The sequence below is a fragment of the Carnimonas nigrificans ATCC BAA-78 genome (genome assembly GCF_000526695.1).
Taxonomy (GTDB): domain Bacteria; phylum Pseudomonadota; class Gammaproteobacteria; order Pseudomonadales; family Halomonadaceae; genus Carnimonas; species Carnimonas nigrificans.
Map to the genome: position 1 here is coordinate 181,301 of NZ_JAGO01000014.1, position 13,907 is coordinate 195,207.

Genomic DNA, 13,907 nt, shown 5'->3' on the forward strand with positions numbered 1-13,907 from the left:
GCAAAAAGGAGGCATCCCGCATGATTCAGGCGACGTCGACTTCTTCCAGATTTAAAAAGGCTGCATCAATCAATGCGCGGGTATAAGGCTCTTTGGGCGCGGAGAAAATCTGCTCGGTAGTGCCTTGTTCGATCACGGCGCCCTGTTTCATGACCAGCACATGATCGGCCAGCGCTCTTACCACTGTCAGGTCATGGCTGATAAAGACATACGTCAGATCATACTTGCGCTGAACACTTCTCAACAGTTCAACTACGCGCACCTGCACCGAGCGATCCAGTGCCGAGGTGGGTTCATCCAGCAATAGAAACTCAGGCTTTAGCACCAGGGCGCGGGCGATGGCGATACGCTGGCGCTGCCCGCCGGAGAATTCATGGGGATAGCGGCTCGCCATGCGCGGATCGAGCGCCACCTCTTCAAGCACCTCGACCACGCGACGCTGGCGCTCCTTGCGGTTGAGTTCAGGGTGGTGCACCTTGAGTCCTTCGCTCACGATTTCGCCGACATTAAGTCGTGGTGATAGCGAGCCGTAAGGGTCCTGAAAGATCACCTGCATGCGGGAACGCACCGGACGCATTTCGCTGGTGCTCAAACGCGCAAGATCGGTGCCATCAAACACGGTGCGTCCCTCGCTTTCCAGCAGTTGCAGCAAGGCGCGGCCCAGCGTTGACTTCCCTGAACCTGATTCGCCCACAATACCAATGGTTTGTCCGCGCTTTACGTCAAGGCTGATACCGCGTACAGCGTCGAATTTTTCATCGGCACGAAACCAGTGCTTTTTGGTGGTGAAGGATACCTTGATATTGTCAGCCTCAAGCAGCACCGGGCTATCGTCGGCCACCTGAGCTTTCCTGCCTTTGGGTGTCGAAGCGAGCAGCATACGGGTGTACTCCTCCTTCGGTGCGGTAAATACGTCGGCCACCGAACCGGCTTCAATGCCCTTGCCGTTACGCATTACGCACACGCTGTCAGCAAAGCGCTTGACCAGATTGAGGTCGTGGGTAATGAAGAGGATCGACATGCCCATCTTCTGCTGAAGCTCTTTCAAAAGAGCCAGAATTTGTGCCTGCACCGTTACGTCCAGCGCGGTCGTCGGCTCATCGGCAATCAGCAGCTTAGGTTCACAGGCCAATGCCATCGCGATCATGACACGCTGGCGCTGGCCTCCTGACAGCTCATAAGGGTAGCTCTTGATGCGCCTTTCCGGTTCAGGAATACCGACCTGCTCAAGCAGCGTGACAACGCGCTTTTTAGCCTCTCTTTTCGAAATTTTGCGGTGCTTGAGAATAACTTCGGCGACCTGCTTGCCAATGCGCTGCATCGGATTCAGCGAAGTCATCGGCTCCTGAAAGATCATCGAAATATCATTGCCGCGAATCCGGCGCATCTCACTTGCCGACATTGACAGCAGATTACGGCCTTCAAAGAGCGCTTCACCTGATACCTTGGCAAGCTCCGGCAGTAGCTGTAGCAGGGCGTTGGAGCTGACCGACTTGCCTGAACCTGATTCGCCCACCAGCGCCATGATTTCGCCCTTGGCGATGGTGAAGTGAATATCATCAACCGCGCGGACATCGCCTTTGGGCAGCGAAAAGTCAACGTTCACGCCATTGACTTCCAGGAGCGGGGCGGCGTGAGAGGAGGTGCTGGAAACGTGGGAAGGGGTAGTCATCGGCGTATCTCCTCAGCGTGTTTTAGGATCGAGCGCATCGCGCAGGCCATCACCAAGGAAGTTCAGGCAGAACAGGGTTACCGCCAGAAACACTGACGGGAAAATCAGCATCCAGGGAGCGCTTTCCATCATCTGCTGACCTTCTGAAATCAGTACGCCCCAGCTGGTGAGCGGCTCCTGCACGCCCAGCCCCAAAAACGAGAGGAAGCTTTCCAGCAGAATAACCTTCGGCACCGTCAGGGTGACATAGACAATCACCGGCCCAATGGCGTTGGGGATCAAATGACGGGTCACGATTTTGGAATCCTTCACGCCCAGCGCCTTGGCAGCCTCAACGTACTCCTTGCGCTTCAGCGACAGCACCTGACCGCGCACGATGCGCGCCATATCCAGCCACTCGACGGCGCCAATGGCCGCATAGATCAGCAGAATATTGCGGCCAAACACCACCATCAGCAGAATTACCATGAACATGAAGGGCAGTGAAAACATGATGTCAACGAAACGCATCATCAGGTTATCAATACGTCCACCGAAGTAGCCGGCCACTGCTCCGTATAACACCCCGATCACCAGACTGACGATAGTGGCGACCAGCGCTACCGATAGCGAGATACGTCCGCCATACAGCGTTCTGGCAAGCAGGTCACGACCGTTGGCATCGGTGCCGAAATAGTGGGCACCTTCACTGGAAGGCGCTGTCATGAAGCTATTCCAGTCAACTTCATCCAGCCCCCACGGCAAGAGCCAAGGGCCGCATACGCAGGCAATGGTCAGCACAATCAGCAGCACCAGGCTGGTCATGGCGGCCTTGTTCTGGCGCAAACGGCGCCAGGCTTCGACGGCGAGACTATCACCGGCCTGAAATTCATCGCTGGCAGCGCTTACATCCGTGCCGGCGGAAGGTGTTGTATGTGTACTCATCAATAATTACCGGTTAGGCCAGGGCAACAAATACGCTGTTGTATTGTTGGCGTTGTGTACCCAACGCCGCTCAGTGGCGGCGTCCGTCAGCAAAGGTCAGTCGTAACGAATTTGCGGATCGAGCACGCTATAGAGCAGATCGACAATCAGGTTCATCACGATAATCAAAATGGCATAGAACACCACGACGCCCATGACCAGCGTGTAGTCACGATTGAGCGCGCCTTGCACAAAGTAGCGGCCAATACCTGGCAGGCCAAAAATCTGCTCGATAACGACTGAGCCGGTCACGATGGCCGCAATGGCCGGGCCAAGATAGGAGAGTACCGGCAGCAGCGCGGGGCGCAGGGCATGACGCAAAATGACCTCGGTAGGCGTTAGCCCTTTGGCGCGCGCGGTACGAATATATTGGCTGCCTAACACTTCGATCATGGATGCACGCATCAGGCGCGCAATGGCAGCGATCTGCGCGAGTGCCAGCGCCGCCACCGGCATCACCAGATTGGGCAGGGCACCGTCGTGCCAGCCACCGGCGGGTAGCCACGCCAGAATAACCCCGAACACCAGCGCTAGAATGGGCGCGATCACAAAGCTGGGCACTGCGATGCCGCCCAGCGCTATTCCCATCACCAGATAATCGACTGCCGAATTGCGTTTAATGGCGGCAATAATGCCGAGCGGCAAGCCGATAATCAGCGCCACCAGCATCGCCCAGGCTCCTAGCGTCAGGCTCACCGGAAAGCCTTGCCAGATCAGGTCGGTAACGCTGAAATCCTTGTATTTGAATGAGGGGCCGAAGTCGCCATGGGCAATACCATCCAGGTAGCGTACATACTGCTGCCACAGCGGCTCATCCATATGGTAGGCCGCCATCAGGTTGGCTTCGATTTCCGGCGGTAGCTGGCGCTCACCGTCGAAGGGGCCGCCCGGGGCAAGTCTCATCAGAAAGAATGAAACAGTAATAACGATCAATAGCGTGGGAATCGCCTGACCGATGCGTTTGATTATGTAGCTCAGCATATCGTTATTGGAATCCGCTGCATCAAGGGTCGAAAGTCAACAAGGAAGCGTCACTGTGTCAGGCTAATGTAGCGCAACGGGTGAACATCCAAGGGGTTAGTGTGCCAGCCTTTCACCTTGTCGGATACCAGGTTGATCGAGACATAGTCATAGAGTGGCAGTAGAGCGTAGTCATTCAGTAATAGCTGCTGCGCTTCCGTCAGCAGTGGGGCGCGCTTTTGCGGATCGAGTTCGCGGCTAATGGCATCGACCAACTGATCGTAACGAGCGTTGTGATAGTGACCATAATTGCCTTCCCCACCCGTGACAAAGCTCTTCAGAAAATCCTGCGGATCGTTGACCGTGGCCACGCCGCCATAGCGACCCACTTCAAAGTTGCCTTGTCTCAGCGCATTGAAATGCACCGCTGCTTCGCTATTGGTCAGCGTAGTGGTCACGCCAATTTGCTTCCACATGGCACTGATCGCTACCGCGATACGGCGGTGATCGTCCAGGGTGTTATAGGCAATGCCGAGATGCAGCGGATGTTTCGGGCCGTAGCCCGCTTCCGCCAGTAATTGTCTGGCCCGCTTCAGGCGCTCCTCCATGGGCTGATGGGCGAAGGACATTTCACCTTCAGCACCACCTTCCATCGCTTTGGGAAGATACCAGTAAGAGGGTGATTGCCCTTGCCCCAGAATCCTATGGGCAATGATGTCGCGCCGCACGGCCAGGTTCAGCGCTTCCCGTATACGTTTGTCAGCCAAAGGGGAGCCTTCACGCATATTGAAGACGTAGTAATACTCACCCAGCAGCGGCGCAACCTTGAGTTCGTTGGGGAAGTTTTTCTTCACCGTCGGATACTGGGTAGCGGGAACCCCCGTATAGGAGAGCGTAAGCTCACCGGTGCGGAAGCGGTTAAGCGCTGCCTGCGCATCGTTGATGGGATAAAAGTGGGCAGTGTCGAGCTTTACGCTATCGGCTGCGTAGAATTGAGGATTCTTGCTCAGTTGAATATCGCTTTGCGGTATCCAGCGCGTTAGCTGGAAGGGGCCGCTCACCACCAGCTTGCCCGCTTTGACCCAATTGCCTTGCTGAGACTCAATATAGTGACGCGGCAGCGGCGCGCTCTCGGCCATAGCCAGGGCCTGCAGAAAGAAGGGAGTCGGCTGGGTCAGATAAATCTTCAGCGTGTGTTGATCAACGGCTTCCACCCCTAGGGTATCGGGGGTGGCCTTGCCGGCATTGATCGCTGCGGCGTTCTTGATGGTGTAGTAGAGGTTCGCGTTGTAAGCCGCGGTGGATGGGGCTAACTCACGTCTGAGGGCGAAGACGGCATCATCGGCGGTAATGGGCTGACCATCCGACCATTTGGCATCACGCAAATGAAAGGTGTAGGTCAGGCCGTCGTCCGAGATTTCCCAGCTGCTGGCAAGCCCAGGTACTAGCTCTGCCTTGCTATCGTAGGAAACCAGCGTGGCAAACAGCTCACGAATGATGCGCGTTTCCCAGGTTCCCGAAGCCTTTTGAGGGTCGAGCGTACCTGGCTCATCGCCGTTGGCGATCTTCAGGGTTGCCCCATGAGCAGGCAAGATAGCGGCCGCGAGTGAAAGCGCCAGAATAGCGGTGCGAACTTTAAAAATCGCGATACGCACGCGCGATGCAACCATGGTGAACATCCCTCTCTCCTGACGCTTGCCCCTTGCGGGCTGTTGACGTTGTTATGGCGCCCCATGATGGGATAGCCGTAGAGCGTTTCAGGCGCACTTTTTGTAAAGCGTTTTTGTAAGACGTAGCGGTGATTGTGTCAGTTTTGGGACAAAAAGCCAGCCGTAACAAGAGGGTTCCACGACAATAGGAAGCGAGCCTTCACACTATGCCGTGACGCAGGAGAGTGGAGCAGGGTGATCCTGTGTTGGGCATGCTGAACGCGCATGGGCCTGGCCCGCGCAGCAGAGCGCCGCACGGGGTGGCATTACTCACTGATGGAGAGCCAGCGCGAAAGGTGGCGATTGATGGTATTGGCCTGCCAGCCGTGTACGCGATCAGCGACCAGATTGCGTGACGTATCAAAATAGATCGGCATCAGCGCATAGTCATCAAGGGCTTGCTGCTCCGCACTGCGCAATTGGTAAGCGCGTTGCTCAAGATCGGTGGTTGAGTTGGCTTTCTTGAGCAGCGCGTCGTAGGCGGAGCTGTGATAAGCGCCGTAGTTTTTGGCGTTGGTACTGGTCAACAGATCAAGGAAGGTGTTGGCATCGTCGTAGTCACCCAGCCAGGTAGCGCGGCCAACCCCAAAGTGACCACTGGCCAGGTTGGAGAAGTGCACATTGGCTTCGGTATTGGCCATGGACGTGTGAACGCCCACCGCCTTCCACATCGCCGCAACGACTATCGCCACCGGCTGATTAACGCTGGTCTTGTTGTAATTGAGGGTGATGGAAAGCGGATGATCGCTGTCATAACCCGCTTCCTTCAGCAGCTCACGGGCGCGCTGCTGGCGCTCGCTGAATGGCGTATCAAGCCCCTTCATTTGTGCCGGATGGTAGTTCGACACCCCCGGAGGCACCAGCCCGAGGGCGGGTTTCACCGTATTCTGCATGACTTTTTGGGCAATAATGTCGCGATCAACGGCGATATTAAGCGCCTCGCGAACCCGTTTGTCGGCGGTAGGCTGACCTTTACGCTGATTGAGCGCGTAGTAGTAGGTGTTCAGTTCGGGGGTTAGCTGAACCTGATCCCCCAACTGCCTTTTTAACAGCGAAATCTGATTGACCGGAAAGCTGCGCAGAATATCAAACTCCCTGGCACGAAAGCGCTGTACGGCCGATGCCTCGCCTTCCGTGGGAATGTATTCAACGCCATCCAGTTTGACGTCATCGGCGTCGTGGAAATAGCGGTTCCTGGTAGCGGCAAGATGATCGTGGGGCACCCATGAAGTCGGCGTAAAGGCACCGTTGGTGACCAGCGTGCCAGGCTCTTTCCACTTGTCGCCCTTGCTGCGAATCAAGTGGGTGGGAATGGGCGACGCCACGGAATTGGCCAGCAGAGCGGGCAAGTAGGGAGTAGGGCGCTCCAGCTCGATCACCACGGTATGATCGTCTTCGGCATGAATGCCAATTTTGTCGAGGGGGGCCTTGTTCGATGCCGCCGCCTGGGCGTTCTTGAGCGGATAGAGCAGCGCCGCATAGACCGAAGGCTTCTCAGGATTCAGTGCAGCGCGAAATGCCGAGACAAAATCATCGGCAATCACCGGCTTACCGTCAGCCCAGCGTGCATTGTCGCGCAGCGTGAAGGTGTAGCGCTTGCCGTTGTTGCTGACACGCCACTCGCTCGCCGCACCGGGAATAATGGCGCCTTGCGCATCAACACTGGTCAGACCTTCATAGAGGTCACTGATAACATCACCGTCCGCCACGGTGCCGTTGACCTCACTGGGGGCCAGCGATGATGGCTCGGCCTGAATCGCAAGCCTGAGCGTAGCGGCATCAGCCAAGGGCAGCCATGCAGCACTTGCCACAAAAGCGACAGATAAGAGGGTTAATCGGGCGGGGAGGTGAGCTGTCATTCGTTAACTCGCAAGCAAAAAAACATCAGACATAGCCATCAGACATGGCGAACCCGAGACCATGACGGCCTCGGGTGATAGCACTGGTGCAAGGTTGGATTATTTGTCGAATGAAATCCAGCGCGACGGATGATCATCGCTGATATTGTCTTCCCAGCCGTTGATGTGTGGATTCACCAGGTTGCGCGACACCTGGGTGAGCAAGGGAATAACGGCGTAATCATCCATCGCCAGTTTTTCCGCCTGTTCAAGAAGCTGATAGCGCTTGCCTTGATCCATGGTGGCCGCGGCCTGCTGCATCAGTTTGTCGTACTCGTTGTTGGAGTAGGCGCCGTAGTTATTGCCGACACCGGTTTCCATTAGCGTCAGGAAGTTTTGCGGATCGTTGTAGTCAGCGACCCAGCCTGCGCGCGCTACATCGAAATCGCCGCGAGCGATGGACTGGTAGTGAACGGTGGCCTCGGTGTTATCCAGCTCCGTTTTTACGCCGAGCGGCTGCCACATTGACGAAATGGCAACGGCGTTGCTTCTGTTCCAGTCATCGCTATTAAAGCGCAGATGGAGGTTAAGCGGGTGCTCGGGGGAGTACCCGGCTTCCTTCATGAGTTCCTTGGCTTCTTTCAGACGCTCGGCATACGGCTTGCTGAGTTCATCATTGGACTGCGGCTGATAGCCGTGAATGCCGGAAGGTACGAAGGCGGTGGTGGCATCGAATGCGCCCTGGGAAATCTTCTCGGCAAGAATGTCGCGGCGTATCGCTAGACTAAGCGCCTTGCGTACCCGCAGGTCAGCGGTGGGTTCGCCTTCGCGCTGATTGAGCACATAGTATTCGTTACCCAGCCAGGGCGCGGTATGGGTATCTTCAGGGAGAGTGCGCTTGAGGGACTTCAACTGGGTGACCGGGAAGCCGTGCGAGTGGGCAATATCAAGCTGGCCTCCTCGGTAGCGGGATACCATGGCATTAAGGTTTTCGATGTTGTTGTAAACAATGCCATCCAGTGCCACCTGGCGGGCATCGTAGTAGTCAGGATTCTTGACGGTTTTGATGCTCGACTGCGATACCCAGTCGGTAGGTGTGAAAGCACCATTGGTGACGATATTCGACATTTTCACCCAATCCGTGCCGTATTTCTCAACCGTATGTTTCGGCAGGGGGTAAGCCGTGAAGTGCGTCATCAGCTCTTCGAAGTAGGGCACCGGCTCATTGAGCGTGACCTGGAAGGTGTTGCCGTCATCCAGCGATTTTACTCCCAAAGTGTCGGGTGCCGGCTTGCCTTCATTGATGGCCTTGGCATTTTTGACCGGATAGAGCATGAAGGCATATTTAGAAGCATTTTTGGGGTCCAGCATGTGCTGCCAGCCAAACACGAAATCATCGGCGGTAACCGGCGTGCCGTCCGACCACTTGGCATTGCTGCGAATGCGGAAGGTCCAGGTCTTGCCATCCTTTGATACCACCCAGTCAGTTGCCATGCCCGGCAGCAGATTGCCTTTCGGGTCTTTCTTGACCAGACCTTCGAAGACATCCATCAGAACCTGGGCTTCCCAAACGCCTCCCGCAACCTGCGACGTATCAAATGAAGCCAGCTCTCCGCCGAGGCCCATTTGCAGCGTGCGTGCTTCTGCCTGCTGAGAAGTGAATGCCAATGAAGCGACCGATGCAGAGAACAATAGCGTGCCAAGAAGTGAGGTGGTGGCCTTCATGAAAAGTATCCTGATTGTTGGAATTATAGGGGCTAAAAGTGCAAGCCTCGAAAGAGCGATACATGCCTTGCGTGATGGTAAAAGAGCGCAGATGACTCATCGCATGGCTGCCAATCTACGGGGTTGTGATGTAACCGGCAAGGCGAGCGCGCAAGACATGACTAATGTATAAAAGCCCCGCTTTACAGGGAAAACGGGGCTTCGAACAAGGAGCACCGAGTCGCTTAGTCCTTTTTATCTACCCAGCGTGCCGGGTGAATATCAAGGGCGTTATTTTGCCAGCCGCTGATATCTGTCTTGACCAGATTGCGGGCGGTGTAATGGAAAATCGGTGCCTCAATGTACTGGGACGACAGGCGCGCCTCGGCTTGCTGTAGCAGTGAGCGGCGTTTCGCCTTGTCCATTTCGGTGTTGGACGCGCTAAACAGCTTCCGGAATTCGCTGTCCTGATAGTCGCCGTAGTTGTTGCCGACGTTGTACACCAGTTGCAGGAAGTTCTGCGGATCGTCGTAGCTTGAGATCCACGCGGCACGCCCGATCTCGAAATCGCCACGGCGCAGGGTGCTGTAATGCACGTTGGAATCGCTGTTATTCATGGTGACCTGCACCCCAAGCGGCTTCCACATCGCAGCGATAGCGACCGCAACACGCTGCTGCTGGTCGCCGGAGTTGTAGCGAATTGACAGCTTGAGCGGTTTGTCAGGGCCATAGCCCGCTTCCTTGAGCAGCTCTCTGGCGCGCTGCTGGCGCTCGTCGATGTCATGCTTCAAGCCTGGCTGAACCTGAATGCTGTAGTCGCTGGCACCCGGCGGTACCAGCGAATAGGCAGGTTTAACCGCACCTTCCAGAAGCTGATTGGCGATCACCGTGCGATTGATGGCAATGCTCAGCGCCTCGCGCACTTTTGGGTCAGCGGTAGGGTGCCCTTCACGCAAATTGAATACATAGTATTCGGTGCCGAGATTTGGCGTGATCTTGACCGAGTCGCCAAGACTTTTTTGCAGGAACTTGTACCGTGCCGCAGGGAAGTCGCGCAGGATATCCAGCTCGCCGGAGCGGAAGCGGGTAATGCCCGCTTCACGGTCAGGCATTGGGTAATAGGTGACACCATCCAGTGAGACATCCTTGGCGTCGTAGTAGTTATCGTTCTTGCGCGTATCCAGCTCGGTGCCCTGTACCCATTTGACCGGCTTGAAGGCGCCATTGACCACAATGTTGTCGGCCTTGCTCCACTGATCGCCGTACTGCTTCACCGCATGTTCCGGCAGTGGGTAGAAGGGCGGCAGTACCAGCATCTTCAGGAAGTAGGCGGCAGGCTCGTTGAGCTTGAATACCAGGGTGTGATCGTCAGGGGCAGTAACACCGAGAGTATCAGGAGCAGCATTACCCTTGGCGATGTTCTCGGCATTTTCCAGCGGATAGAGACGCTCTACGCCGGTGGCCGCATTCTTGGGATTAATCATGTAGCGCAGCGCAAACACGAAATCGTGGGCGGTGACCGGCTCGCCATCCGACCATTTTGAATCGCGCAGATGGAAGGTGTAGGTCTTGCCGTCGTCGGAAATATCCCAGCGCGTTGCAACGCCGGGAATGACCTTGCCATCCTCGGAGACATCTACCAGCCCGGCGAAGATGTCGCGCAGTACATCTTCTTCCCATACACCGCCGGTAATCTTGGGCGGGCTTAATGATGCTGGGTCGTCAATAATGCCAACGTTCAGGGTGGCTGCTGATGCGAGTCCCGGCAGGGCCAGAGCGGTAAACAGCAGCGAGGCGTTAATCAAAGGGCGCTTCATCGTGTCTATCTCTTTTGGTTATGGTGCGGCGCATGATCGTCCGATAATGCGATGACGACGCCAGGAATTCGGGGTGTAGCAAGCGGCGGTTTCGTGGCACTGGTGTGCCTTGTCGGTATTGTAGCGGTCAGCCGCTGGATACAGATATTCAGCTTCACTTTAAACAGGTTAGCTCACCAAGAGCCAATAAGCGTTGAATCTTTTCTTATAAGTGTTGGGCTTAGTGAGGGGGTATTGATATTGCAATTTGTGCTGTTCGACGAAGGCTAGCCCAGCAAAGCGTGAATAAAGGTATTGCACGCGCCGCGTTGTCGGAGTGTTGTTGCCACGACGGCGCGCACCTGCTCATCAACGGGATGACGCTAAGCCCCCTAATACCCTACAATAGCGCTCTTTCATGTGCCCTTGGCGCATTCTCTTTTTCCGCGACAGGCGGTGCTGTGCCGCTGTCGCTTTCTTGTTTTGTTGGGGATCACCATGCAAGAGATCAATCCCATTCATAATCAGCTCAAGGACCTGGCCGAGCGCGCCAACGTCCTGAGGGGGTATCTTTGACTATGCCGAAAAGAAGGATCGGCTGGAAGAGGTAACCCGCGAGCTGGAAGTGCCCAGCGTCTGGGATAACCCGGATAACGCTCAAAAACTGGGTCGCGAACGCGCCAAGCTTGAGCAGATTGTGACGACTATCGAGGCGCTGGAAAGCGGCGTGGCCGATAATACCGAGCTGTTGGAGCTTGCGGTCGCAGAAGAAGATGAAGGTACCGTTGACGAGATCATCAGCGACCTGCAACGCCTTGAAGCGCATCTCGACAAGCTTGAATTCCAGCGCATGTTCTCCGGCGAGATGGATGCCAATAACGCCTACCTCGATATTCAGGCCGGTTCAGGCGGTACTGAAGCTCAGGACTGGGGCAATATGCTGCTGCGCATGTATCTGCGCTGGAGCGAGCATCACGGCTTCAATACCGACGTGGTTGAAGTAAGTGCCGGTGAGGTCGCGGGGATCAAATCGGCCACCCTGCATATCAAGGGTGATTACGCCTACGGGTGGCTGCGCACGGAAACCGGCGTGCATCGGTTGGTACGTAAAAGTCCCTTTGATTCGGGTGGCCGTCGTCATACTTCCTTTGCTTCGGTATTTGTCTCCCCCGAAATTGACGACAACATCGAAATCGACATCAATCCGGCGGATTTGCGCGTCGATACGTACCGCTCCAGCGGTGCCGGCGGGCAGCACGTTAATACCACCGACTCGGCAGTGCGTATCACCCACGAGCCGACCGGCGTAGTGGTGGCGTGCCAGTCTGAGCGTTCTCAGCACTCCAACCGCGATCAGGCGATGAAAATGCTGAAAGCGCGCCTCTATGAGCGGGAAGTTCTGGAGCGCAACGCTGAAAAGCAGAAGCTCGAAGACAGCAAGTCTGATATTGGCTGGGGTAGCCAGATTCGCTCTTACGTGCTGGACGATCAGCGCATCAAGGATCTGCGTACCGGCGTACAGTCGAGTAACTGCGACAAGGTGCTCGATGGTGATCTCGACGACTTTATCGAAGCCAGCCTCAAGCAAGGGCTATAGTCTTATTGCACGATGCCCGGCCCCACGGTGGCCTGGCGTCTGCTTCTCTCTATCTTGATATATCTGGCGTCGCTTGCCTCATTCGGCATGGCGACGCTCAACAGGAAATTTGCCATGTCACAGCACACTCCCAATGGGCAACCCGCCGAACACAGTCAGGAATCGGACAACCGTCTGATTCAGGAGCGCCGCGACAAGCTCGCCGCGCTGCGTGAAAAAGCGCGTGAGCATGGCAAGAGTGCGTTTCCAAATGATTTTCGCCGCGACAGTCTGGCAGGCGAACTGATTGAAGAGCTGAACGATAAAGAGAAGGAAGAACTGGAAGCGCTTGACCGTCAGGCCGCCGTTGCCGGTCGTGTCATGACCAAGCGTGGCCCCTTTATCGTGTTGCAGGATGTGAGTGGCCGTATTCAGCTCTACTTCAACAAAAAAGTGCTGCCTGAAGAGATCGTTGAGACCGTTAAAGGCTGGGATATCGGCGATATCGTAGCGGCCAAGGGGCCGGTGCATAAATCCGGTCGTGGCGATCTCTACGTCAATATGGAAGATGCCCGCACCCTGACCAAGGGGCTGCGCCCGCTGCCTGACAAGTTCCACGGCCTGACCGATCAGGAGCAGCGCTATCGTCAGCGTTATGTCGATCTGATCGTTAATCCTGAAGTGCGCGACACCTTCCGCATTCGTGCTGGCGTTATCTCGGCGATTCGTCAGTTTCTGAGCCAGCGTGCCTTCATGGAGGTCGAGACCCCCATGCTGCACCCGATCCCCGGTGGTGCCACGGCGCGCCCCTTTACCACGCACCATAATGCGCTCGATCAGGATATGTATCTGCGTATCGCGCCAGAGCTTTATCTGAAGCGTCTGGTCGTGGGCGGGTTCGAGCGTGTATTCGAGATCAACCGTAACTTCCGTAACGAAGGGCTTTCCACGCGCCACAACCCTGAATTCACCATGCTTGAATTCTACTGGGGCTATGCGGATTACCATGATCTGATCAATCTGACCGAAGAGATGATCCGCGATGTGGCCATGCAGGTGCTGGGCGATACGAATATCACGGTGGGTCATGACGATGCCGCCTTTGACATTGATCTGGCCCAGCCCTTCGAGCGCCTGACGATGCACGAAGCGGTAATCAAGTACGGTGATGGCATTACCAGCGAGCATCTGGCTGACCGTGACAGTTCGGCAGCGCTGGCGTCACGTCTGGGTATTGATGTGAAGGAGAGCTGGGGGCAGGGTAAACTGCTGTCGGAGATTTTCGAGGAAGTGGCAGAGCATCGTCTGCTGAAGCCTACGTTCATTACCGCGTATCCCGCCGAAGTCAGCCCGCTGGCGCGCCGTAATGATGACAATCCCGAACTGACCGATCGTTTCGAATTCTTTGTCGGTGGCCGCGAGATCGCCAATGGCTTCTCGGAGCTTAACGACGCTGAAGATCAGGCAGAGCGCTTCCGTGCTCAGGCGGCTGAAAAGGACGCCGGTGATCTGGAAGCGATGTATTACGATGCCGACTATGTGCGGGCGCTGGAATACGGCATGCCGCCCACAGCCGGTGAAGGTATCGGTATTGATCGTCTGGTGATGCTGCTGACCAACAGCGCATCTATCCGTGACGTGCTGTTGTTCCCGGCAATGCGCCCGCAGGCGGATTAAACGCTCTGCGCA

Annotated in this window: 9 protein-coding genes; 2 read left to right on the plus strand and 7 right to left on the minus strand. The window is 56.1% G+C overall.

What is annotated here, in order from left to right:
- Nucleotides 1-25 precede the first annotated feature (25 nt).
- The 7 genes from L881_RS0109735 to L881_RS0109770 all read right to left on the minus strand — a co-directional run bounded on the left by L881_RS0109735 (nt 26) and on the right by L881_RS0109770 (nt 10,663).
- Complete coding sequence (locus L881_RS0109735) at nt 26-1,672, minus strand: ABC transporter ATP-binding protein (RefSeq protein WP_025733509.1); 1,647 nt, start codon at nt 1,670-1,672, stop codon at nt 26-28.
- A gap of 12 nt (nt 1,673-1,684) precedes the next feature.
- Nucleotides 1,685-2,596: an ABC transporter permease gene (locus tag L881_RS0109740; protein ID WP_025733510.1), complete on the minus strand. Its 912-nt coding sequence runs from the start codon at nt 2,594-2,596 to the stop codon at nt 1,685-1,687.
- 96 nt (nt 2,597-2,692) lie between these two features.
- Complete coding sequence (oppB, locus tag L881_RS0109745) at nt 2,693-3,616, minus strand: oligopeptide ABC transporter permease OppB (protein WP_025733511.1); 924 nt, start codon at nt 3,614-3,616, stop codon at nt 2,693-2,695.
- 50 nt (nt 3,617-3,666) lie between these two features.
- Nucleotides 3,667-5,274 carry a peptide ABC transporter substrate-binding protein gene (locus L881_RS0109750; RefSeq protein WP_025733512.1) on the minus strand — a complete coding sequence of 536 codons (1,608 nt, stop codon included), beginning with the start codon at nt 5,272-5,274 and terminating at the stop codon, nt 3,667-3,669.
- Between the two features lie 296 nt (nt 5,275-5,570).
- A complete protein-coding gene (locus L881_RS0109755; protein ID WP_084055471.1) occupies nt 5,571-7,163 on the minus strand; it encodes a peptide ABC transporter substrate-binding protein in 1,593 nt (530 codons plus the stop codon).
- 99 nt (nt 7,164-7,262) lie between these two features.
- Nucleotides 7,263-8,867 carry a peptide ABC transporter substrate-binding protein gene (locus L881_RS0109760; protein WP_025733514.1) on the minus strand — a complete coding sequence of 535 codons (1,605 nt, stop codon included), beginning with the start codon at nt 8,865-8,867 and terminating at the stop codon, nt 7,263-7,265.
- 224 nt (nt 8,868-9,091) lie between these two features.
- Nucleotides 9,092-10,663 (minus strand): peptide ABC transporter substrate-binding protein, encoded by a 1,572-nt coding sequence (locus L881_RS0109770; RefSeq protein ID WP_025733515.1) that lies wholly within the window; start codon nt 10,661-10,663, stop codon nt 9,092-9,094.
- A 477-nt stretch (nt 10,664-11,140) separates the two neighbouring features.
- Between L881_RS0109770 and prfB the strand changes: the two genes are divergently transcribed.
- Nucleotides 11,141-12,239, plus strand: a protein-coding gene (prfB, locus tag L881_RS0109780; RefSeq protein WP_156926543.1) for a peptide chain release factor 2 whose coding sequence is annotated in 2 segments (ribosomal slippage) — nt 11,141-11,215 and nt 11,217-12,239 — 1,098 coding nt in all. Because the reading frame shifts where the segments join, the coding sequence is not laid out codon by codon here.
- A gap of 114 nt (nt 12,240-12,353) precedes the next feature.
- Nucleotides 12,354-13,895: a lysine--tRNA ligase gene (gene lysS, locus L881_RS0109790; RefSeq protein ID WP_025733518.1), complete on the plus strand. Its 1,542-nt coding sequence runs from the start codon at nt 12,354-12,356 to the stop codon at nt 13,893-13,895.
- Nucleotides 13,896-13,907: the final 12 nt, after the last annotated feature.